22 protein-coding genes and 1 pseudogene are annotated in these 20,723 nt (G+C 72.1%); 14 read left to right on the forward strand and 9 right to left on the reverse strand.

Annotated elements, in window-relative coordinates:
- The first annotated feature begins 77 nt into the window (after nucleotides 1-77).
- Nucleotides 78-989: a DUF559 domain-containing protein gene (locus tag FLL47_RS17610; protein ID WP_144121644.1), complete on the forward strand. Its 912-nt coding sequence runs from the start codon at nucleotides 78-80 to the stop codon at nucleotides 987-989.
- A gap of 186 nt (nucleotides 990-1,175) precedes the next feature.
- Here the strand turns inward: FLL47_RS17610 and phoU are convergent, their stop codons facing one another.
- The gene (gene phoU, locus FLL47_RS17615) at nucleotides 1,176-1,814 is read right to left on the reverse strand and encodes a phosphate signaling complex protein PhoU (RefSeq protein ID WP_144121645.1); all 639 of its coding nucleotides are present in this window, start codon (nucleotides 1,812-1,814) and stop codon (nucleotides 1,176-1,178) included.
- A 227-nt stretch (nucleotides 1,815-2,041) separates the two neighbouring features.
- Between phoU and FLL47_RS17620 the strand changes: the two are divergent.
- The 4 genes and pseudogenes from FLL47_RS17620 to FLL47_RS17635 all read left to right on the forward strand — a co-directional run.
- Nucleotides 2,042-3,301: pseudogene (locus FLL47_RS17620) on the forward strand (sensor histidine kinase); the annotation flags it as partial.
- A gap of 184 nt (nucleotides 3,302-3,485) precedes the next feature.
- Nucleotides 3,486-4,169 carry a response regulator transcription factor gene (locus tag FLL47_RS17625; RefSeq protein WP_120317276.1) on the forward strand — a complete coding sequence of 228 codons (684 nt, stop codon included), beginning with the start codon at nucleotides 3,486-3,488 and terminating at the stop codon, nucleotides 4,167-4,169.
- A 120-nt stretch (nucleotides 4,170-4,289) separates the two neighbouring features.
- Entirely contained in the window at nucleotides 4,290-4,814 is a 525-nt protein-coding gene (locus FLL47_RS17630) for a SigE family RNA polymerase sigma factor (protein WP_246158132.1), read from the forward strand.
- The gene (locus tag FLL47_RS17635) at nucleotides 4,811-5,668 is read left to right on the forward strand and encodes a hypothetical protein (RefSeq protein ID WP_144121646.1); all 858 of its coding nucleotides are present in this window, start codon (nucleotides 4,811-4,813) and stop codon (nucleotides 5,666-5,668) included. Before FLL47_RS17630 ends, FLL47_RS17635 begins: the two co-directional genes overlap by 4 nt.
- Nucleotides 5,669-5,766: 98 nt before the next feature.
- Here FLL47_RS17635 and FLL47_RS44095 read toward each other — a convergent pair whose 3' ends face one another.
- From FLL47_RS44095 to FLL47_RS17650, 3 genes are read right to left on the reverse strand one after another with little or no spacing between them, the layout of a single operon-like run.
- Nucleotides 5,767-6,150: a type II toxin-antitoxin system death-on-curing family toxin gene (locus FLL47_RS44095; RefSeq protein WP_144121647.1), complete on the reverse strand. Its 384-nt coding sequence runs from the start codon at nucleotides 6,148-6,150 to the stop codon at nucleotides 5,767-5,769.
- Complete coding sequence (locus FLL47_RS44100; RefSeq protein WP_144121648.1) at nucleotides 6,147-6,326, reverse strand: hypothetical protein; 180 nt, start codon at nucleotides 6,324-6,326, stop codon at nucleotides 6,147-6,149. The genes FLL47_RS44095 and FLL47_RS44100 overlap by 4 nt, the downstream gene beginning before the upstream one ends.
- 60 nt (nucleotides 6,327-6,386) lie before the next feature.
- Nucleotides 6,387-7,217 carry a DUF3109 family protein gene (locus FLL47_RS17650; RefSeq protein ID WP_246158134.1) on the reverse strand — a complete coding sequence of 277 codons (831 nt, stop codon included), beginning with the start codon at nucleotides 7,215-7,217 and terminating at the stop codon, nucleotides 6,387-6,389.
- A 43-nt stretch (nucleotides 7,218-7,260) separates the two neighbouring features.
- On the opposite strand from FLL47_RS17650, the gene FLL47_RS17655 reads away from it, so the two are divergent.
- Both FLL47_RS17655 and FLL47_RS17660 read left to right on the forward strand, forming a co-directional pair.
- Nucleotides 7,261-8,187: a Ppx/GppA phosphatase family protein gene (locus tag FLL47_RS17655; RefSeq protein WP_144121650.1), complete on the forward strand. Its 927-nt coding sequence runs from the start codon at nucleotides 7,261-7,263 to the stop codon at nucleotides 8,185-8,187.
- Complete coding sequence (locus tag FLL47_RS17660; protein ID WP_144121651.1) at nucleotides 8,184-9,011, forward strand: sugar phosphate isomerase/epimerase family protein; 828 nt, start codon at nucleotides 8,184-8,186, stop codon at nucleotides 9,009-9,011. Before FLL47_RS17655 ends, FLL47_RS17660 begins: the two co-directional genes overlap by 4 nt.
- A 129-nt stretch (nucleotides 9,012-9,140) precedes the next feature.
- On the opposite strand, the gene FLL47_RS17665 is transcribed toward FLL47_RS17660, so the two are convergent.
- From FLL47_RS17665 to FLL47_RS17675, 3 genes are read right to left on the reverse strand one after another with little or no spacing between them, the layout of a single operon-like run.
- Complete coding sequence (locus FLL47_RS17665; protein WP_144121652.1) at nucleotides 9,141-9,734, reverse strand: CGNR zinc finger domain-containing protein; 594 nt, start codon at nucleotides 9,732-9,734, stop codon at nucleotides 9,141-9,143.
- An 18-nt stretch (nucleotides 9,735-9,752) separates the two neighbouring features.
- Nucleotides 9,753-10,919, reverse strand: a complete 1,167-nt coding sequence (locus FLL47_RS17670) for a glutathionylspermidine synthase family protein (protein ID WP_144121653.1) — start codon at nucleotides 10,917-10,919, stop codon at nucleotides 9,753-9,755.
- Between the two features lie 6 nt (nucleotides 10,920-10,925).
- On the reverse strand, nucleotides 10,926-11,165 hold the full coding sequence (locus FLL47_RS17675; protein ID WP_246158138.1) for a hypothetical protein: 240 nt from the start codon (nucleotides 11,163-11,165) through the stop codon (nucleotides 10,926-10,928).
- Between the two features lie 120 nt (nucleotides 11,166-11,285).
- Between FLL47_RS17675 and FLL47_RS17680 the strand changes: the two genes are divergently transcribed.
- From FLL47_RS17680 to FLL47_RS17710, 7 genes are all read left to right on the forward strand, one after another.
- Nucleotides 11,286-12,242, forward strand: coding sequence for a proline dehydrogenase family protein (locus tag FLL47_RS17680; RefSeq protein ID WP_144121655.1), 957 nt, complete (start codon nucleotides 11,286-11,288; stop codon nucleotides 12,240-12,242).
- 48 nt (nucleotides 12,243-12,290) lie between these two features.
- A complete protein-coding gene (locus FLL47_RS17685) occupies nucleotides 12,291-13,784 on the forward strand; it encodes a hypothetical protein (RefSeq protein WP_144121656.1) in 1,494 nt (497 codons plus the stop codon).
- Between the two features lie 126 nt (nucleotides 13,785-13,910).
- Complete coding sequence (locus FLL47_RS17690) at nucleotides 13,911-15,833, forward strand: hypothetical protein (protein WP_144121657.1); 1,923 nt, start codon at nucleotides 13,911-13,913, stop codon at nucleotides 15,831-15,833.
- Between the two features lie 156 nt (nucleotides 15,834-15,989).
- The gene (locus FLL47_RS17695; RefSeq protein ID WP_120321539.1) at nucleotides 15,990-16,199 is read left to right on the forward strand and encodes a helix-turn-helix domain-containing protein; all 210 of its coding nucleotides are present in this window, start codon (nucleotides 15,990-15,992) and stop codon (nucleotides 16,197-16,199) included.
- A 100-nt stretch (nucleotides 16,200-16,299) separates the two neighbouring features.
- Nucleotides 16,300-16,401, forward strand: a complete 102-nt coding sequence (locus tag FLL47_RS17700; RefSeq protein WP_007465623.1) for a 30S ribosomal protein bS22 — start codon at nucleotides 16,300-16,302, stop codon at nucleotides 16,399-16,401.
- Between the two features lie 179 nt (nucleotides 16,402-16,580).
- Nucleotides 16,581-17,717 carry an NAD-dependent epimerase/dehydratase family protein gene (locus FLL47_RS17705; RefSeq protein ID WP_144121658.1) on the forward strand — a complete coding sequence of 379 codons (1,137 nt, stop codon included), beginning with the start codon at nucleotides 16,581-16,583 and terminating at the stop codon, nucleotides 17,715-17,717.
- Nucleotides 17,714-18,598, forward strand: a complete 885-nt coding sequence (locus tag FLL47_RS17710) for a lysophospholipid acyltransferase family protein (RefSeq protein WP_144121659.1) — start codon at nucleotides 17,714-17,716, stop codon at nucleotides 18,596-18,598. Before FLL47_RS17705 ends, FLL47_RS17710 begins: the two co-directional genes overlap by 4 nt.
- Nucleotides 18,599-18,721: 123 nt before the next feature.
- On the opposite strand, the gene FLL47_RS17715 is transcribed toward FLL47_RS17710, so the two are convergent.
- Nucleotides 18,722-19,873 carry a TolB-like translocation protein gene (locus FLL47_RS17715; protein WP_144121660.1) on the reverse strand — a complete coding sequence of 384 codons (1,152 nt, stop codon included), beginning with the start codon at nucleotides 19,871-19,873 and terminating at the stop codon, nucleotides 18,722-18,724.
- The gene (locus tag FLL47_RS17720) at nucleotides 19,870-20,685 is read right to left on the reverse strand and encodes an HAD family hydrolase (RefSeq protein ID WP_246158252.1); all 816 of its coding nucleotides are present in this window, start codon (nucleotides 20,683-20,685) and stop codon (nucleotides 19,870-19,872) included. The genes FLL47_RS17715 and FLL47_RS17720 overlap by 4 nt, the downstream gene beginning before the upstream one ends.
- Nucleotides 20,686-20,723: the final 38 nt, after the last annotated feature.

Genomic DNA, 20,723 nt, shown 5'->3' on the forward strand with positions numbered 1-20,723 from the left:
TGTGGATAACGCGCGTGTCGTCCACAGGTGGCCGAGGGCCGGTGGACCCGGGTCCGACGATCGTCGACTCTGCCGGAATGCAACCGGCTCTGCGTGAAGTGATGCTGGCTCGGGACGGCCTGGCCGACCGGGCCGCCGTGACGAGTGCCGTCGCCGAGCACGTGCTCGCGTACGCGGTCCAGGCCGGCCTTGTGGCCCGGCCGTTGCCGCGGACGTTCCTGCTGCCGGAGGTTTTGGGCGACTGGGACACCGTGTTGCGGGCCGCGCTGTCGTACGCGGGCCCGCCGGTGGCGGTGAGCCACCTGTCCGCCTTGCGTGTGTGGGGACTGCCGGTGCCGGACGACTCATGGATTCATCTGCTCACCGGGGACTCCCGTCACCTGCGTGGTGCACCCGGTGTCCGGGTTCACCGCCGGGAGGACTTCACTCCTGAGCCGCCGCAGGCCGTCATGCGGGCCGGGATTCCGGTCACCCGGCTGGAGGCGGCGGTCGTGGACAGCTGGCCGCTGCTCGACGGCGACGCCAAGCGCGCACCGGCGATCACGGCCGTCTCGAACCGGTTGACCACGCCGGGCAGGCTCCTCGAGGAGATGGAACGGGCGCCGCGCCTGGCCGGCCGCCGCCACCTGGTGCAGCTGCTGGAACGGCTGGCGGCAGGCTGCCACAGTCCACTCGAGCTGTGGGGCTACGACCGGGTGTTCCGAGGGCGGGCATTCGCGCGCCTGCGTCGACAAGTGAAGATCATGGTGGGCGAACGCGCCGTCTTCCTGGACATCCTCGACGAGGAGACGGGACTCGACATCGAACTGGACGGAGCGGCGTACCACTCCTCGCCCCGGGACCGGGAGCGTGATCTCCGGCGGGATGCGGCACTCACCGCGCTGGGCTTCACCGTCGTGCGGTTCACCGGCGCGCGGCTGCTGCGCGAGCCCGACGCCGTGCGCGCGGAGGTGGCTCAGATGATGTCCCACCGCTCGCGACGCGCCTGACCAGCCGCCGTCGGCGACCTCACCGCCCGTCTGGACGTCCAGCGGATCTGTGGAACGTCGGCGTGTCGTGATTTACATAAACGTTGGCCTATCTCATCGAAAATTCGGCGATCAAATTCGATGAGATAGGCCAACGTCTACGTAAGGCGGGTTCGGGGCGGGGGACGCCCGAGGGACGGTTTTGGGTCAGGACTCGCCGGTCACCAGGTAGATGACGTGGCGGCCGGCGTTGACGGCGTGGTCGGCGTAACGCTCGTAGAAGCGGGCCAGCAGGGCGGCGTCGACGGCGGCTTCGACGCCGTGCGTCCACTCGGTGTTGAGCAGCTTCTCGAACAGCGCCTTCTCCAGCTCGTCCATGGCGTCGTCGTCGCGCTCCAGCTCGGCGGCGCGCTCGATGTCGCGGGACGCGAGCACCAGCGTGATCTTGCCGGCGATGCGGTCCGCGATGTTGGCCATCTGGCCGAAGACCCCGGTGAGCTCGGCGGGCACGCAGACCGCCGGGTGGCGGCGCAGCGCCGACTTGGCGACGTGTTCGGCGAGGTCGCCCATGCGCTCCAGGTCGGTGCCGATGTGCAGTGACGTGATCACCATGCGCAGGTCGGAGGCGACGGGAGCCTGCTGCGCGAGCAGCCGGAGCACCTTCTCCTCGACCGCGCGGAACAGGGCGTTGATCTCCTCGTCACGGGCGACGACGCGCTCGGCGCCCTCCTTGTCGGCGCTGAGCAGGGCGGTGGTTGCCGCGCTCATCGCGGTGCGGACCGCCTCGGCCATGGAGACCAGCAGGCGGCCGACCTCGAGCAGGTCGGCACGGAACTCCTCGCGCATTGATCACTTCCAGTAACGATGGGGGTCGGGTCCCGCTCACGGTAGGTGGCGTGCGCGGCCGGAAGATGAACGCCGGTGAACGGGAGCGGGCGCCACGGTGAACACTGTGCAACCAATGCCGTATATAGCCAGCTTACAGCTGATTTGTACTGAAACGTTGTTCGAATGATCTGACCTACGATCGCAACGTGAAGGTACTGGCAGCGCCCCTGGACGGCGGCACGCTCATGCTGGCGATCGCCGTCGGCATCGTGCTGGGTCTCACGGCGGGTCTGCTGCTGGCCCGCTACCTGGCGCACCGGCGCACGGCGACCGCCGTGAACACGCTGGGCCCCTCCGGGCTGGGCGCGCCCCCGGCCGGCGATCCGCTGGCGGGCCTGGGCCGCAAGAGCCTGGACGCGCTGCGGGTGGGGGTGGTGCTGCTCGACGGCACCGACCAGGTGGTCCTGGCCAACCGGGCGGCCCGGGCCATGGGCATGCTGCGGGCCAGCGCCGTGCCGGGCACGATCGCCGCCCACCCGATCCTGCGTACGCTCGCCGGGCAGGTGCGCCACACCGGCGTGCCGCGGGAGGTGGAACTGGACCTGCCGCGCGGCCGGGAGCTGGGCGAGTCGCAGCCGCTCGGTGTGCACCTGCGCGCGGTGGCGGTGGGTGGCGGCCTGGTGTGCGTGGAGGCGGCCGACGTCACCGACGCGCACCGGGTGGAGCGGGTGCGCCGTGACTTCGTGGCGAACGTGAGCCACGAGCTGAAGACCCCGATCGGTGCGCTGCAGCTGCTGGCCGAGGCGCTGCTGGACGCCACCGAGCCGCCGGTCGAGCAACCGGCCGACCCGGAGGCCGCGGCGGCCCAGGCGGCCGAGGACGTGGCGGCGAGCCGGCGTTTCGCCGAGCGGATCCAGCGGGAGAGCACGCGGCTCGGCCGGCTGGTGTCGGAGCTGCTGGAGCTTTCCCGGCTGCAGGGCGCGGAGCGGCTGCCCGACCCCGAGCCGGTCATGGTCGACGGGGTGGTGGCCGAGGCGCTGGACCGCGCCCGCACCAACGCCGCCGCCAAGCACATCGAGCTGGTCGTCGTCGGCACCCGTGGACTGACCGTGTACGGCAACGACAACCAGTTCGCCACGGCGCTGGGCAACCTGGTCGAGAACGCGGTGGCGTACTCGCACGAGCACTCGGCGGTCGTGGTCAGCGCGCTGGCCGAGGGCGACCGGGTCGACATCAGCGTGTCGGACCAGGGCATCGGCATCGGGCCGGGTGATCTGGACCGGGTGTTCGAGCGCTTCTACCGGGCCGACCAGGCGCGTTCGCGCGCGACCGGCGGCACCGGGCTGGGCCTGGCCATCGTCAAGCACATCGCGACCAACCACGGGGGCCGGGTCGACGTGCGCAGCCGCCTGGGTGGAGGCTCGACGTTCACCCTCCGGTTACCTGCCCGCCCTCCGGAGGCGATGCTTCCGCTACCTGCCTCCTTTGAGATCGAAACGTCGCCGGTGCCCGGCGTCGAGACCCCTGCGCCCCAGCGCCCGACCCCGGCCGACGGCTCCGCCCCGGCAGACTTGAACCACGCGGCCGACGCCGTGAACCTCGCAGCCGAGGACGCGACCCCCGCGGCGGCTGCGAACCCCGTACGACCGGCACAGACCGGCTGACCGGCAACTGCGAAAGGTGGGCGTGATGTCCCGCGTACTGGTCGTCGAGGACGAGGAGTCGTTCTCGGACGCGCTGTCGTACATGCTGCGCAAGGAAGGTTTCGAGGTGTCCGTCGCGGCCACCGGCACCGCCGCGCTCACCGAGTTCGACCGCACCGGCGCGGACATCGTGCTGCTGGACCTCATGCTGCCGGAGATGTCCGGCACCGAGGTCTGCCGCCAGCTGCGTCAGCGCTCACACGTGCCGATCATCATGGTCACCGCGCGGGACAGCGAGATCGACAAGGTGGTCGGCCTGGAGATCGGGGCCGACGATTACGTGACCAAGCCGTACTCCCCGCGTGAGCTGGTCGCCCGCATCCGGGCGGTGCTGCGCCGGCAGACCACCGACGTGGTCGAGGTGGCGGGCGGCACGCTGGCCGCCGGCCCGGTGCGCATGGACGTGGAACGGCACGTGGTCACGGTCGACGGCGCCCCGGTGCAGCTGCCGCTGAAGGAGTTCGAGCTGCTCGAGCTGCTGCTGCGCAACGCGGGCCGGGTGCTGACCCGCGGCCAGCTCATCGACCGGGTGTGGGGCGCCGACTACGTCGGCGACACCAAGACCCTGGACGTGCACGTGAAGCGGCTGCGCTCGAAGATCGAGCCGGAGCCCTCCACGCCGCGTTACCTGGTCACCGTCCGCGGCCTGGGCTACAAGTTCGAGCCGTAGACCGGCGACCGCCGACCTGAGCAGCTCCGCCCGGTGCCACGGGCGGAGCTTCTTTCTGTGCGGGGGAGTCAACCTTCAGGCGTACCGGGTCGTCCTTGGTGGGCGACGAGAGGAGAGCCTGTGCGGTCACGAGACGCGTACGCCGGGCTGGCGGACCTGGTCGCGAAACGCGGCCCGGCCCTGCTGGCCACGGCGACACTGCTCAGCGGCGGGCGCACCGCCGGCGAGGACCTGCTCCAGGCAGCCCTGGAGCGGATGATGCGGGCCTGGCGCCGCATCGACGGCGACCCCGAGGGTTACCTGCGCCGGACCATGTACCACCTGGCCGTGGACAGCTGGCGGCTGCGGCTGCGGCGGCGGGAGGTGGTCGCGACGGTCGAGCCGCCCGCGCACCCGGACGGCACGGACCGGCTCGCGCTGCGCCACGCGCTGGTGCAGGCGCTGGCCCAACTGCCGCCCCGGCAGCGGGCCGTGCTGGTGCTGCGCTACTGGGAGCAGCTGAGCGAAGCCGAGGCCGCAGCGGTGCTCGGCTGCTCGGTGGGCACCGTGAAATCCAGCACCTCGCGCGGCCTGGCCCGGCTGCGTGAGATCACGGCCGTCTGGGCTCTCGACGAATCCCCACTGCGGATCGGAGCATCATCATGAACATCGGACTCGAAGACGAGCTGGCGGCGGGGATGCGGGAGCACACCGCCGACCTGCGGCCGAGTGCGGACCTACTGGACCGGGCGGCCCGCCGCAACCGTCGGCGCACCGCGGGCCGGGCGGTCGGCACCGGCGTGTTCGGCCTGGCGGCGGTGGTGGCGGTGGCGCTGACGGCGCTGGGCGGCACACCCGCCGCGCCGCCCGTGGACACCGGTGCGCAGCCTGCGCCGCAGTTGCTGACCGTGGCGCAGGTGTCGGAGCGGGCCGTCGCGGCGCTGGACGTCGACGACGTGCAGCACATCACCTCGTCCGTCACCTTCCGGGGCACCGTGGAGCACGGCGAGTGGTGGTTCGACCAGCAGACCGGCGACTCGCGCATCATCCACCTGGCGGCACCCGGCGGGGCCGTGAAGCAGGACCTCTGGCAGGTGGTACGCGACGGCAAGCTCGCCATGACCCAGGTGTTCCACGACGACCGGAGCTTCCTGCGCCTCGAACGGCCGCTGAACGGCGTCCAGCCGACGGGCCCGGCGGGCGCCACCCCCGACGAGCTGCGGGCGGCGCTGAAGCGCGGCGACGGCTACACCCTGGTCGGACCCGTCGAGCTGGACGGCCGGGCCGTGCTGCACCTGCGCTTCGAGTTCGAGGACGGCACCGACGAACTGTGGGTGGACGCGGAGACCTACCGCGCCGTCCGCCGGGAGACGGTCAAGCGCACGCCCGAAGGCGACGCGCGCAACCGGATGGACTTCGAGTGGCTGCCCCGCACCGCCGAGTCGCTGGCCCCGCTGCAGGCCGAGGTCCCGAACGGCTACACACAGCGGAAGCTGCCCCCGGTCGACGGCCCGATGTAGGTGCTGCAGTTTCGGGGAGACTGCAGCAATCGGGCGACCGATGACGCCAGTTTCCCCGAAACTGCACGGACTAACGCGGGTGGCGGGGGCGTGGGGGGTCAGTAGAGCGCGCGCAGCGCCTGCGCGATCTCCTCGATGTCCCGCAGCTCGCCCGTGCACACGGCGATGACCAGGTCGTATGCGGAGTTCTGGTCCAGGGCCGCGAGCCGGCGACGGCTCACCGCGCCGTTCACGGTCAGGAAGGCAGTAGCCGTGATCCAGCCGATGCGCTTGTTGCCGTCCACGAACGCATGGTTCCGGGTCAGCGACTGGAGCAGGGCCGCCGCCTTGGTCCACAGATCCGGGTAGGCGTCCGCGCCGAACGCGGTGCTACGCGGGCGGGCCACCGCCGACTCGACCAGCCCCGGGTCGCGCACCGCCACCCCAAGCCGGTCGGCGATCGCCAGCACGTCGGCGTACGTCGGGACGTAGACCTCGCTCACTGGGCGAGCCGGGCGAGCAGGTCGGTGTGCGCGCCGATGATCTCGTCCACGGCGGCGGCGAAGCCCTCCGGGCCGGGCTCGATCTCGTCGAGGTCGTCGAGCGCGGCGAGGCGCTCCTCGTCGTCGACCGCGGGCTGGGCGGGGGCCTGCCGCCCGCGGACCTGATCCTCGCTCATGCCTGCTCCTCGCATCGCTCGTCGGCGGCATCGCGGATGCTCGTGCTTCGCGTCCCGTCGCTATGAATCGAGGTTAGCTGGGCGGGCAATGAGTTTGAGCGGCGTGCGCCGGCGCGCCTCGACCGTGGCGGGGTGCTCGGCGACCAGCCCGCGCTTGTCGCGCTCGGCGCACATCTCGGCCAGCCGGGCATAAGCCTGCTCGCCGACCAGCGCCGTGAGCTCGGGGCCGTAGCTGACGTACATCGGTTCGGCGCCGACGTGCGCGTCCGGCGACGAGGTGCACCACCAGTGCAGCTCGTGCCCGCCCGCACCCCAGCCGCGCCGGTCGAACTCGCCGATGACCGATACCAAAATCTTGGTGTCGTCGGGGCGTTTGACCCACTGCTGGTCCCGGCGGATCGGCAGCTGCCAGCACACGTCGGGCTTGTAGGTCAGCGGGTGCACCCCGTCGCGCAGCGCCTGGGCGTGCAGCGCGCAGCCGCCCCCACCCGGGAAGTCCGCGTCGTTGAGGAAGACGCAGGGGCCCTCCTCGCCGTCGGGGCCGTGCTGGATCGCGGTGCGCCGGGCGGGTTTCTCATCGTGCAGCTCGTCCAGCTCGGTCCACTTCTCGAAGCCGCGTACGTGATGCTGCCAGGTCGTCTTGTCCAGGCGCTTGACCGCGGCCTTGACCCGTCTGACGTCGTCGGCGTCGGTGAAGAAGGCGCCGTGCGAGCAGCAGCCCTCCTCCTCCCGGCCGGCGATGATGCCCCGGCAGGCGCTGCCGAACACGCAGGTCCAGCGCGACAGCAGCCAGGTCAGGTCGGCGCGGATCAGGTGGGCCGGATCCGCCGGGTCGGCGAACTCGATCCACTCCCGCGGGAAGTCCAGCGAAGTCTCGCCCTCATGCTCCACGATCCCAGCCTACGGCGGTGTCGGGCACCGATAACGTAGGCGCATGCGGCTTGGTGTCCTCGATGTCGGATCTAATACAGTTCATCTCCTGGTGGTCAATGCGCACCGGGGTGCGCATCCGTGGCCGACGCACTCCCAGAAGGAGCGGTTGCGGTTGGCCGAGCAGCTCGGCGAGGCCGGCGAGCTGACCATCGCCGGGGCGGACGCGCTGGTGAAGGCATGCGAGCAGGCCAAGACCGCGGCCCAGCAGCAGGGCGCGGAGGAGCTGATGGCGTTCGCGACCTCCGCGGTCCGCGACGCCACCAACTCGGCCCAGGTGCTGCGCCGGGTTTACGAGGAGACCGGGGTCGAGCTGCGGGTGCTCTCCGGCGAGGACGAGGCCCGGATGACCTTCCTCGCGGTGCGCCGGTGGTTCGGCTGGTCGGCGGGCCGGCTGCTGGTGCTCGACATCGGCGGCGGCTCGCTGGAGATCGCGGCCGGCATCGACGAGGAGCCCACGGTGGCGGTGTCCCTGCCGCTGGGCGCGGGCCGGCTGACCCGGCGCTGGCTGAAGGCCGACCCGCCGGGCGCGGCCGAGCTGGCCGCGCTCCAGTCCTACGTGGACGAGCAGCTGATGCACCGGGAGCTGGACGGGCTGAAGGGCTGGGAGATCGCCGCGGCGACCTCGAAGACGTTCCGCTCGCTGGCCCGGCTGGCCGGCGCCGCGCCCAGCGGCGACGGGCTGTGGGCACCGCGCGTGCTCACCCTGCAGGGCCTGCACCAGGTGCGCGGCTTCATCCAGCGGATTCCGTCGGCGGGTCTGGCCGAACTGGACGGAGTGAGTGCGAGCCGCGCCCACCAACTGCTCGCCGGTGCCGTTGTGGCGGAGGCCGCAATGCGCCGTCTGGGCGTCGATGAGCTGCGCATCTGCCCCTGGGCACTGCGCGAGGGCGTCATCCTGACGCGCCTGGATCAGCTCTCGGCGGGATGACCAGGGCTATTCTGGACAACGTGTCCGTTCCCGTGCTCCTGTCCAGCTCGTCCGTTTTTCCCGAACCCACCGCCGCAGCGTTCGAGCTGGCGGCCTCACTGGGTTACGACGGGGTCGAGGTCATGGTGTGGACCGACGCGGTGAGCCAGGACGCCGGTGCGCTGCGTGGGCTGTCCCAGCACTACGGCGTGCCGGTGCTGTCGATCCACGCGCCCTGCCTGCTGGTCACCCAGCGGGTCTGGAGCAGCGACCCGAAGGAGCGGCTGCGTCGCGCGGTGATCCTGGCCGACACCCTGAGCGCGCCCACGGTCGTGGTGCACCCGCCGTTCAGCTGGCAGCGCGACTACGCCCGCGGGTTCGCCGACACGGTGTCGAAGCTGGCGCACCGGCACACCGGGGTGCGCATCGCGGTGGAGAACATGTACCCGGTCCGCATGGGCCGCCGCCAGGTCGTGCCGTACCACCCGGGCTGGGACCCGACGGAGGCCGGCTACGACTCCTACACCCTGGATCTGTCGCACTGCGCGGCATCGCGTTCCGACGCCCTGGAGATGGCCGACACGATGGGTGCCGGGCTGGCCCATGTCCACCTGGGCGACGGCACCGGCGAGGGCCGGGACGAGCATCTGGTGCCCGGCCGCGGCACGCAGCCGTGCGCGCGCCTGCTGGCGGGGCTGGAGCAGCGAGGCTTCACCGGGTCGGTGGCGATGGAGGTGGCCACCCGCAAGGCCGGCAGCCGCGCCGCCCGGGAGGCCGACCTGGCCGAGGCGCTGGCGTTCGCGCGTACCCACCTCGCCGCGGGCGTGGCTCCCACCCGCTCGTAGCCAACCGCCTCCGGCGGTTTGGAAGGTGCCCTTCCTCTACGAAAACCGATAAGAAGGTGCCCTTCCTTCGGTCTGACGTGGCGCGGGCCGCTCCCCGTGGGGGAGCGGCCCGCGGTGGTTGGAGGGGCGTCAGCCGACGGAGGTCAGGCTGGCCTGCTGGGGGACGGCCGGCTTGAGCTGGGCCTTGGTGTGGGCCAGCTCGGTGACCGCGGCCTTCTTGCGGGCGCGGTGGGCCGCCACGTGCGAGCGGGTGGCGCAGCGTTCGGAGCAGAAGCGGCGGCAGTTGTTGGACGAGGTGTCGAGGTAGACGTTGCCGCAGCGGTCGTCGGCGCAGACACCGAAGCGGGCGCTGCCGTACTCGCAGAGCCACACGGACAGGCCCCAGACGGCGCCGGCGAGGTATTCCGCGCTGACTGCGGAGCCGCGGCTGGTGACGTGGATGTGCCAGTTCCCGGACTCATGACCGGAGATGCGGGGATGCACCGGATGGGCTTCGAGCATCGAGTTGAGCTCTTCGACGGCCTCGTGTTCGCGGCCGTGGGCACCGTGCTCGAACACCTCGCGCAGGCGCCGCTGTGCCTTGCGGAACACCTGCAGGTCACGTTCGGTGGCGTCCTCGCACATCCAGTCCGGCCCCGGCAGGACAGCGCGGAGCTGGCTCAGGTCGTCCAGCGGCGCGTTGACAAGATCAACAGCCGTTCGGGCGTACGCATCGAAGTTCACCCGACAAAGGTAGTGCACCTAAGGCGTGCGTGGGGTGTCAACATAGTGGGGTATGAAGCGGGCGTGACCGTCGGTGATCAGGCTGGTGCTTTCGCGTAGTCCCAGGCCGGCCGACTCGCCATCGACGATCCACGAACCCAGCACCACGTGGTTGCCCTGGAACGACGGCAACGCGCGGAACTCCTGGAAGCAGTGGCCGCCGGTGTCGTAGATACCGTCGGTGACCTGCTCACCTGCCGCAGTGACGATCCGCACATTGGCCCCCTCGCGGCCGAGCAGCGGCTTGGCCACGTACTCGGCCATGTCCCGTGGCCCGTCCAGGTATGCCGGCAGCAGCAGCTCGTGACCGGGGTGGAGCTCCCAGAGCACGGCCAGCAGCGCCTTGTTCGACAGCAGCAGCTTCCAGGCCGGCTCGATCCAGGTGGTCGGGGTGCCCGGGTCCAGCGCGAGCCGCCCGTACGGCTCGGCGACCATCCACTCCCAGGGGTACAGCTTGAAGATCGTGCTGATCGGGTCGCCGCCGCTGTCCCGGAAGCGCCGGCCGTCCCAGGCGATGTCGAGCATCGGGGTGACCCGCACGTCCAGCCCGGCCTGGTGCGCGGTGTCGGCCAGGTAGCCGACGGTCATCAGGTCCTCGAACGTCTCCTCGAGGTTCGACCACGCGAAGTGCACCGGGCCCGCGGCGAACTGCGGGCCGAGTTTGCGCCAGGCGGCGATGAGGCGTTCGTGCAGGCTGTTCCACTGGTCCAGGTCCGGCCGGGTGTCGGTGAGCCAGAACCACTGGATGATCGACGCCTCCAGCAGCGAGGTCGGCGTGTCCGCGTTGTACTCCAGCATCTTCGGCGGGCCGCTGCCGTCGTACCAGAGGTCGAACCGGCCGTACAGGGTCGGCGGCTGCTCCCGCCACACCCGGCGCACCTCGGGCACGGCCCAGGCCGGGATGCCGAATTCGGCCCACCGGTCCTGCTCGACCACGTGCCGGGCGGCCGCGATCGACATCCGGTGCAGCTCCTCGGTCGCCTCCTCCAGGCGCAGCACCTCGTCCAGGGTGAACGAGTAGCAGGCCGACTCGTCCCAGTACGGGGTGGTCGCGCCGTCGTCGAGCTTGGTGTCGGCGTAGAGCATGCCCTGCGCCCGGACCGTCTCACGCCAGTCCGGGCGGGGTTCGACCTGGTGCCGCTGCACGTGCGATCAGCCGCCGCAGGAGGCGAGGTGGGTGCCGAAGCCGCCCGAGTCGGGCAGGGCCACGGTCGGGGCCGGGGGTTCGGAGAGCCGGATGCCGGAGCTTCCGGCGGCGAAGACGGTCTGCTGCGGTTGGGGCTGTCCCGAGCAGTCGTCGTCATCGTCGTCCAGGGCACAGGCCAGGCCGGCGACGAGCAGTACGACCCCACCGATGATCACGGCGGGGGATCGGAGCGGGTTGGAGTTCACAGCTGAAGTTTGTAGCCGACGCATACAACCCCCCATTCACCGAGATATCGAGGCGTGTTCTTGTATACAGCGGGCAGGAGTCCCCTGAGTCCCCCGGCACACAGGCGTTACGCTGCCCTCATGCTTCGCTCCGTGATCCTCGCCGCCGCCCGATCCCAGAAGGTGGAACGGCTCGTAGAGACCGCCCCGATCAGCCGTGACGTCGTCAAGCGTTTCGTCGCCGGCTCCGGAACCGGCGAGGCGCTCGCCACCACCAGGCAGCTCGCGGACGCCGGACTCTGCATCACCCTGGACAACCTGGGCGAGGATACCCTCACCGCGGACCAGGCCAACGCCACCAAGGAGGCGTACCTGGAGCTGCTGGCCGGGCTGGGCCGGGCCGGGCTCACCACGCCCAAGATCGGCGGCGGCGATGCCGTGACGGTGGCGACCGCCGAGGTCAGCCTCAAGCTGTCCGCGCTCGGCCAGGCCTTCGACGAGCAGCTCGCGGAGAAGAACGCCCGCGAGATCTGCGAGGCCGCCGCGGCGCTGGGCACCACGGTCACCCTGGACATGGAGGATCACACCACCACCGACTCGACCTTGGACATCCTGTCCCGGCTGCGCCGCGACCACCCGGGCACGGGCGCGGTGCTGCAGGCGTACCTGCGCCGGACCGAGGGCGACTGCCGGGAGCTGGCCACCGCCGGGTCCCGGGTGCGGCTGTGCAAGGGCGCCTACAAGGAGCCCGAGCACGTGGCCTACCAGGCCCCGCTCGAGGTGGACAAGTCGTACGTGCGGTGCATGAACATCCTGATGGCGGGCGAGGGCTACCCGATGCTGGCCACCCACGACCCGCGCCTGATCGCCATCGCCCAGGACCGGGCCCGCTGGTTCGACCGCGCGCCGGACGAGTTCGAGTTCCAGATGCTCTACGGCATCCGCCCCGAGGAGCAGACCCGCCTGGCCAGGGCCGGGCACACGGTGCGCGTCTACGTGCCCTACGGCACCGAGTGGTACGGCTACCTGATGCGCCGTCTCGCCGAGCGCCCCGCCAACCTCGCCTTCTTCGGCCGGGCACTGATCTCGAAGAAGTGACCGTCCGGCTGATCATCTCGGCCGCGCCGATGGGTAGCGTCCTCGTCCGTGAACGCCGAGGACGCCGCCCCCTCTGCTGACGGGTCCTCGCTCCCGCCCGCTCCCGCCCCGGAACCCCCGCCCGTCCCGGATGCGCCGCAGCCGTACCCCGACTCCGGTGCGCTGCCGGTTTCGGGCGTACCGCAGCCGTACCCCGGCTCCGGTGCTCAGCAGCCCGTTCCGGGCGTGCCGTACCCGTACCCCACGCTGTGGCCGGACCCGGCGCTGCTGCACCGGCCGCGCCGCCGCTGGGGACGGGTGATCGCGCTGGTCGCCACCGGCCTGACGCTGGCCTGCGCCGCCGCGGGCGGACTCGCGGTCGTGCTGGTCCCGCCGGTGCTGGACCAGCTCGCCGCCGCCGGCGACGGCACGACGCCCGGCACCGCCCCCAGCCCGCGGCCCGGTGACCCGGTGAGCGTGCGCCAGGCCTGGGCCAAGGAGCGCATCGACGCGGCGCTGGCCGTGCAGCACAAGGCCCTGCTCGGCGGGGACGAGCGCAGCTACCTGTCGGTGGTCGAGCCGACCGCGACCAGTGCCCTGGACGGGCTGCGGGTCCAGTTCCGCTCGCTGCGCGCGATGCAGGTCGCGGCGTGGAGCGACCGCGGATACCAGCCGAGCCCCACCGGCGACGAGTGGACGGTGCGGCTGAGCAGCACCCCGTGCTTCGTCGTCCCGACGTGCGCCGAGGCGCGGGCGCCCTCGGTCATGCGCTGGCGCATCGAGGACGGCCGGGCTGTGCTGGTCCACTGGGAGCCGGGCGAGAAGGACGGTGGCGCACCCTGGCAGACCGACGAGCTGGTAGCGCTCGCCGGTGCCCGCACGGTGGTCGCGACAACCCCCGTCTACGCCCGGCAGCTGCCCACTCTGCTCCGGGAGGCGGAGAGCGCCGCGAAGGTCGCCGACCGCTATGCCGTCGGCACCGCCCCCGTCCGCTACCCGGTGTACTACGCCGACAGCCGCGAGTGGGAGCGCTGGTACGGCGGCAAGCTGCCGGACTGGGCCGGCGGCTACGCCTTCTCGGTGACCGCGGACCGCTACGAACTCGTCCTCAACGGGGACTACCTCCTGCAGGCCGGGATGGGCGACATGATGCGGCACGAGCTGACGCATGCCTCGTCGCTGGCCGGCTCGTCGGGTGGCTACGGCGCCTGGTGGCTGGTCGAGGGCCTGGCCGAGGAGGCCGCGATGAACGGGGCGAAGCCGACCAGCCACGGGGCGCTGGGCGAGGTGCGCAAGTTCGTGAAGAAGTGGGAACGCGACCTCGCGCTCATCGCGCCGGGCGACGACACCCCGGCCGGGGAGGTGGCCGCGCGCTACGGCGTCGCGTACCTCGCGGTGCACCGGCTGATCGCCCGGTTCGGGTTCGCCAAGGCGATGGCGTTCTTCAAGAACGTGCTGCACCAGCGCCGGGAGGCGGCGCTGGCCGCGCCGGAGTCGCTCGGCCTGAGCTGGGCCGTGGTGCAGAAGGACCTGGTCGACTACGTGCGGCGTACCGCCCGCTGACCGGCGGGCCGGGTACTTGAGCCGGGCGAATCGGGTGCATCGTCTGGATCGCCCATGCCGCTCATACCGGATTCGACGGCCGTCAGCCCTACCCGTGGCCGCAACCCGTTGGTAGCCTCCACGTCCGTGCCCCCCGAGGACGAGACCCATTCCGCCGGTTGGCCCCCGCCCGCCGATCGACGCTCGCCCGACGAGACCGGCACGGGGGCCGTGGATCCCTGGGCGCGCAGCGCCCCGGAACTCCTGCCGCTCGACGAGGAGGACCCCACCCCGGCCGCGGTGATCGCGGCCGCCCACTCCGCGGCGCCACCGGACGACGAGCAGCCCACCGCGCCGCTGGCCGGATACGCGCCGCCCCAGGTCGAGCCGCCCACACTTCCGCTGGCCGCTTATGCGCCACCGGCGGAGGTCACCTTCGTGCAGCCGGCCACGCCGATGCCACCGGTCTCCTCGGTACCGGGCGGTTACCCGCCGCCTGGTTCCTCGGCTCCGGGCGGATACCCGGTCTCCGCGACGCCCGGCGGATACCCGGTCTCCGCGACGCCCGGCGGATACCCGGTCTCCGCGACGCCCGGCGGATACCCGGTCTCCGCGACGCCCGGCGGATACCCGGTGTCCGGGATGCCCGGTGGCGGGCACCAGGCCCGGCCGGTGTCCGGGATGCCCGGCTACCCGGTGTCCGGGATACCCGGCGGGTATCCGCCGTTTCCCGCGTCGGGCGTGCCGGGCGGCCATCCGGCGGGCTGGCCGCAGGGCGGACCGCCGCCGCGGCCCCGGCGGCGCTGGGGGCGGCTGCTCGCGATCGTTGCCGTCGTGGTCCTGGTGTTCTGCCTGGTCGCGGGCGGGCTCGCCGTGCTGGCATTCCCGTGGCTGAAGAACCGCCTCGACGGCGCGGCACCGACCGGCGCGCCGAGCCCTGGTCCGAACGCACCGTTCGCCGCTCGGCAAGCGTGGATCAAGGACCGGATCGGCGCGGCCCTGACCGAACAGCACCGGGCGCTGCTGGCCGGGGACGAGGCGGCCTACCTGTCCGTGGTCGACACGGCCGCGCCGCAGGTGCTGGACGGGATGCGGACGCAGTTCCGGTCGCTGCGCGCGATGCGGGTGGCGCAGTGGTCGGACGAGCCGAGCAACCCGACCCCGGTGGCCGCCGAGGGCGGCGAGCAGTGGTCGACCGAGCTGCGCGGCACCCCCTGCTTCGTGACGCCGACCTGCGCGAAGGCCGGCGCGCGGGCGCAGACCAGGTGGCGCATCCGCGACGGGCGCGCGTGGCTCATCGAATGGCGGCCGGTCGCGGCCCAGCCGTCGCCGCATCCGTGGCAGGTCGCGGAACTGGTCGCCGACGCCGGTGAGCGCACCGTCGTCGCGACCACGCCCGACTACGCGGGCGAGCTGCCGACCCTGCTGGCCGAGGCGGAGAAGGCGGCCAGGGTCGCCGACCGGTTCGCCCGCGCGGGCGCGGTCCCGGCGCGGTACGTCGTCTACTACGCCGGTTCGGACGAGTGGCGGCGCTGGTTCACCTGGAATCCCGGGGACACGGTCTCCGGCGTCGCGCTGCGGGTGAGCGTGGAGCGCTGGGAGCTGATGCTCTACGACGACAACATCACGCCGGAGGTACTGGGCGGGGTGCTGCGACACGAGCTGACCCATGCGTCGTCGCTGGCCGGGCCGTTCAAGGACAGCGACTCGATGTGGTGGCTGCACGAGGGCCTGGCCGAGTACGCGCTGATGGACGGCGCCCGGGTGCGCGACTACCTGCGGATGCCCGCCATCCGGCAGCTGGTCGAGGACGGCTGGAACGGCGACGTGGAATTCACCGACCCGCCCAAGGGCACCAAGGGCTGGATCGTCTCCGCCCGGTACGGCATGAGCGCGCTGGCCGTGCGGCACCTGGCGGACCGTTTCGGCGAGGACCGGCTGGTCGAGTTCTTCCACCGGGTGGTCCACGACGGCGTGACGGTGCCGGTGGCCGCCAGGGAGACGCTGGGCGTGGAGTGGGCCGTGCTGGAGCGCGAGTGCGCCGACTTCATCCGGCACAGCGTCGCCTGATCATGCCGTGATCGGCCCGATCTTGGCGAAAGGCTCGCATCGGTCACAACCGTCCCGGTACCGTACTCATTACACAGGAATCCGTGCTCGCGACACCTACCGCGATCGCGGCGCGTCCCCGCGGCGCGGCCTGTACCGGAGGAGGTGGGCCTGCTCATGATCGGATCGACACGACAGGACGCACGGCTGGCGGAGGTCAGATTCCTCACCGTCGCCGAGGTGGCGACCCTGATGCGGGTGTCGAAGATGACCGTCTACCGCCTGGTCCACTCGGGGGAGTTGTCCGCCGTCCGGGTAGGCCGCTCCTTCCGGGTCCCTGAGCAGGCGGTTCAGGAGTACCTGCGGGGCGCGTTCTCGGAGCAATAGGTATCCCGGCTCACCCTGACGGTGACCCCTGGCAGTGAGCTCGCGGCTGCTCGGCTACCCTGAACGGGTTCCACCACCGTCAACTTCGAGGGGATGCCATATGGGCTCCGTGGTCAAGAAGCGCCGCAAGCGTATGGCGAAGAAGAAGCACCGCAAGCTGCTGCGCAAGACCCGCGTCCAGCGTCGCCGTCTCGGCAAGTGAGGCACACGCCCGTAGCTGAGCTACCTGGCCGATCCGCCGCGCCTCGTTGCGCACCTGTCGCGGATCAGCGGTGACGTCTCCGGCTCGGGCGTGATCCCGCGTCACCCCGCTGCGGGCCGTACGGCTCGCGGGGTTCGCGGTGCTCCTCTTCATTCTTCGCCGCCCCGGGGAGGCGCGTCATGACCGCGGTCGCCAACGGCTCCGCCGTCGATCGCGCACGCGCACCCCGGGTCGTCATCGTCACCGGCGTCAGCCGGTTCCTCGGCGCGACCATCGCCGCCCGGATCGCCGCGGACCCCCGGGTCAGCAAGGTGGTCGGGGTGGACCGCGTCGATCCGCCCGACGAGCTCGCGCCGTTGCTGCGCGACGTCGCGGTGCGCCGCGCCGACCTGACCGAGGGCGCTTCGTCCCTGGTCAAACTGGGCGCCGAGGCCCTCGTGCACCTCGCCGTGGTCTCCTCGCCCGATCCGGACGCCGGCGGGCGGGCCGCGATGAAGGACCAGAACGTCATCGGCACGCTCCAGCTGCTGGCCGCCTGCCAGCAGATGCCGTCGCTGCGCCGGCTCGTGGTGCGCTCGTCGACGGCCGCGTACGGCGTCTCGTTCCGCGACCCGGCCGTGTTCACCGAGGACACCGAACCCCGGGACGCCCCGCGCGGCGGCTACGGGCGCGACATCCTCGACATCGAGTCGTACGTGCGCGGCTTCCGTCGCCGGCGGCCCGCCGTCACCACCACGGTGCTGCGCTTCGCCCCGTTCGTCGGCCCGCAGGCCGACACGGCGCTGCTGAAGTTCCTGGCCCGCCCGGCGGTGCCGACGGTGCTGGGGCGCGACCCGCGGCTGCAGTTCATCCACGTCGACGACGCGCTGGAGATCCTGCGCCGCTCGGTGCTGGAGGACCACCAGGGCACCTTCAACGTGGCCGGGCCGGGCACGCTGACCCTGTCCCAGGCGGTGCGCCGGTCCGGGCGCATCGCGCTGCCGGTGCTGGAGCCCGCCATGCACGCTGCCGCCTCGGTCGGCCGCGGGGTGGCCGGGCTGAGCCTGGACCAGGTCGACCTGTTCGTGCACGGCCGCGTGGTCGACACCGCGAAGCTGGTCCGGCAGTATGGCTTCACGCCCCGCTCGACGGCCGACGCCTTCGACGACTTCGTTCAGGCTCAGAAGCCGGGCGCGGTCATCACCCCCGCGCTGGTGGCCGCGACCGAGCAGCGGCTGCTCGACATGATCAGGTCGGTGCGGGAGAAGCGGACCGGGCGGCCCGCCGTCCGGGCCTCCGGCGATCCACGCGCGGACCAGGGAAGGTCGGGCAGGTGACCAGTTCACATGACGCCACCGGGGCACCCGCCGAGCTCGACGACGAGTTCGACGAGCGGGTCGCCGCGGGCCTGGCGTTCCTGCGCCGACGGCTGTCCGGGCAGTATCAGGTCGACGAATTCGGCTTCGACCCCGAGCTGACCGACCAGGTCTTCCAGCCGGTGCTGCGCCAGCTTTACCGCCACTGGTTCCGCACCGAAGTGATCGACGTCAAGAACCTGCCCGCCGAGGGCGGCGCGCTGGTCGTCGGCAACCATTCCGGCACGGTCGCGCTGGACGCGCTGATGCTCTCGGTCGCCTGCCACGACGAGCACCCGGCCCGTCGGCACCTGCGGCTGCTCGGCGCCGACTTCGTGTTCCGCATGCCGTTCGTCTCGGAGCTGGCCCGCAAATCGGGCGCCACGCTCGCCTGCAACCCGGACGTGGAGCGGCTGCTGCACGCCGAGGAACTGGTCGGCGTCTTCCCGGAGGGGTTCAAGGGCGTCGGCAAGCGCTTCGTCGACCGATACAAGCTGCAGCGCTTCGGCCGCGGAGGCTTCGTGTCGGCGGCGTTGCGCACCGCCAAGCCCATCGTGCCGGTGGCCATCGTCGGGGCTGAGGAGATCTATCCGCTGCTCGGCAACATCAAGCCGCTGGCCCGGCTGATCGGCGTGCCGTACTTCCCGGTCACCCCGACGTTCCCGTGGCTGGGCCCACTGGGCCTGGTGCCGCTGCCGAGCAAGTGGATGATCCGTTTCGGCGAGCCCATCGACACCACCCCGTACGCCGACGGCGCCGACGACCCCGCGGTCGTCTTCAACCTCGCCGACCAGGTCCGCGAGACCATCCAAACCATGCTCCACGAAACCCTCGAACTGCGCCCCGACGCCTTCTCCGCGTAGGGCCCACCGCGGTCGGCCGCCGACCGCACCCGCCAGGAGCGGAAGTCGCGCAGCGACGAGCGACCGGCGGGTAAGGGAGGCCTCCCAGGCCGACCGCCGCGCCCGCGGAGGCGGGCGCCGGCATTACAGCGTGCGCAGGTCCAGGGCGTGCCAGGTGAGGGTCTCGTTGTCGCCGGTGGACCACCAGAGCACGCCGCCGCGGCAGGCGACCCGGCCCGCGTTCGCGGTGACCAGGGCGAGGCTGCGGGTCTTCAGGTCGTAGAGCATGACGCGGGTGGTGGTCAGGCCCTGCGTGCTCCGGGTGTACACCTCGAACCGGTCCAGCACCGCGACGTCCGCGATGGCCGACGAGACCGCGCCGGTCACCGTGCGCAGTCGCTCGGAGCCGTCCGGGCGCATCAGCTCGATGACGGTGGACGCCTCGGTGCTGCCGATGACCAGCGACCGGCACCAGGTGGCCGAGCAGCTCATCAGCTCGCCGGTCTGCACGCCGACCAGGACGCGCTCGGCGGTCTGCGGGTTGTTCAGCTCGATCGAGCCGGCGTCGGCCACCGCCTCGCTGACCAGCCAGGGCCAGGTGCTGATGGCGTACCCGCCCTCGAGTTCGCGTACGACGGGCTTGCCGCCGGCCAGCGGAACCGTGTGGATCGCCGAGAAGCCGGGCTTGCCGGCGTCGGCCATCCAGCTCAGCTGCCCGTCGTGCAGGGCCAGGTCGCCCTGCTTGTCGAAGAGCATCACGGCACCGGTGTCGGTGGTGACCAGGCGCGCCGCGCCGCCGTCCAGGCGGGCGGTCCAGATGCCGCTGCGGCCTGCCCCGTCGGCGTCGCTGCTCAGTTCCACCCAGGCAAGGATCGTGCCGTCGCTGGTGAACCCGGCGAACTCGGCGGCGCGGTCCTTGGGCATCCGGCGCAGCTCGCGCTCGCCGCCCCGGTCGCGCAGCAGCAGGCGCACGTCGTCGCCGCCGGGGGACAGCGCGGTGCCGACGGACCCGGTCGCGCTGAGGAAGAAGAGCGGGCTGTACACCGAACCGTCGGCCAGCGCGCCGGGGGTGTCCTGCACGGTGGCGCCCGGGTACGCCTCGGTGAGCGCGGGTTCGGCCGAACGCGGCGGGGCGGGCTGCTGCGGGCTCAGCGCGAGCATGAAACCCGCCGCGCCCAGCGCCAGCAGCAGAGCCACCGCGCGGGTCATCGGCAGGGTGGCCGGATGCCGGTGCAGCCCGGGCGGCGTCGGTCTCCCGGGCGGCAGTGTGGTGCCGCGCCGTCCGGGCAGGGTCACGTCTTCTTCCGGCGGCGGTTCAGCGCCATGCCACCCGCGACCGCGCCGGCCAGCACGCCCGCGCCCAGCGCGACCGGGACGGCGACCTTGGCGGCCTTGCGTCCGGAGCGGAAGTCGCGGATGTCCCAGCCCTGAGCGCGGGCCATCCGGCGCAGCGCGCTGTCGGGGTTGACCGCGACCGCGCGGCCGACGCTGGTCAGCATCGGCACGTCGTTGATCGAGTCGCTGTACGCGGTGCACCGGGACAGGTCCAGCCCTTCCGCGGCGGCCAGCGCCTCGATGGCGTGCGCCTTGGCCGGGCCGTGCATCATCTCGCCGACCAGACGGCCCGTGTACGCCCCGTCCCGGATCTCGGCGACCGTGCCCAGCGCGCCGGTGAGGCCGAGCCGCGCGGCGATGACCCGGCCCAGCTCCACGGGCGCGGCGGTGACCAGCCAGACCCGCTGGCCCGCGGCGAGGTGCTGGTCGGCGAGCGCGCGGGTGCCGGACCAGATCCGGTCGGCCATCAGCTCGTCGAAGATCTCCTCGCTGAGCCGCTGCACGTCGTCGACCTTCCAGCCCTCGATGAAGGCGAGCGCCGCCTCGCGGGCCTGCGCGATGTCGCCGGAGTGCTCGGCGGCCAGCAGCCGGAACCGGGCCTGGCTGATGGCGAACTTGGCCAGGTCGATGGTGGTGAAGTAGCGCCGCGAGGCGAGGCCGCGGGCGAAGTAGTAGAGCGAGGCGCCCTGCATCATCGTGTTGTCGACGTCGAAGAACGCGGCCCCGGTGCGATCGGCGACCGGTGCGGCCGGCTCGGCCAGGGGCATCGGCATGACGGCCGGGGGCATCGGCATGACGGCCGGGGGCATCG

This window comes from Catellatospora sichuanensis, assembly GCF_007483665.1.
Taxonomy (GTDB): domain Bacteria; phylum Actinomycetota; class Actinomycetes; order Mycobacteriales; family Micromonosporaceae; genus Catellatospora; species Catellatospora sichuanensis.

Bases quoted from the DNA above. Each gene is read 5' to 3' on its own strand.
- FLL47_RS17610 (WP_144121644.1), top strand. From the start codon at position 78: ATGCAACCGGCTCTGCGTGAAGTGATGCTGGCTCGGGACGGCCTGGCC.
- phoU (WP_144121645.1), bottom strand. From the start codon at position 1,814: ATGCGCGAGGAGTTCCGTGCCGACCTGCTCGAGGTCGGCCGCCTGCTG.
- FLL47_RS17625 (WP_120317276.1), top strand. From the start codon at position 3,486: ATGTCCCGCGTACTGGTCGTCGAGGACGAGGAGTCGTTCTCGGACGCG.
- FLL47_RS17635 (WP_144121646.1), top strand. From the start codon at position 4,811: ATGAACATCGGACTCGAAGACGAGCTGGCGGCGGGGATGCGGGAGCAC.
- FLL47_RS44100 (WP_144121648.1), bottom strand. From the start codon at position 6,326: ATGAGCGAGGATCAGGTCCGCGGGCGGCAGGCCCCCGCCCAGCCCGCG.
- FLL47_RS17655 (WP_144121650.1), top strand. From the start codon at position 7,261: ATGCGGCTTGGTGTCCTCGATGTCGGATCTAATACAGTTCATCTCCTG.
- FLL47_RS17660 (WP_144121651.1), top strand. From the start codon at position 8,184: ATGACCAGGGCTATTCTGGACAACGTGTCCGTTCCCGTGCTCCTGTCC.
- FLL47_RS17680 (WP_144121655.1), top strand. From the start codon at position 11,286: ATGCTTCGCTCCGTGATCCTCGCCGCCGCCCGATCCCAGAAGGTGGAA.
- FLL47_RS17695 (WP_120321539.1), top strand. From the start codon at position 15,990: ATGATCGGATCGACACGACAGGACGCACGGCTGGCGGAGGTCAGATTC.
- FLL47_RS17700 (WP_007465623.1), top strand. From the start codon at position 16,300: ATGGGCTCCGTGGTCAAGAAGCGCCGCAAGCGTATGGCGAAGAAGAAG.
- FLL47_RS17705 (WP_144121658.1), top strand. From the start codon at position 16,581: ATGACCGCGGTCGCCAACGGCTCCGCCGTCGATCGCGCACGCGCACCC.
- FLL47_RS17720 (WP_246158252.1), bottom strand. From the start codon at position 20,685: ATGCCGATGCCCCTGGCCGAGCCGGCCGCACCGGTCGCCGATCGCACC.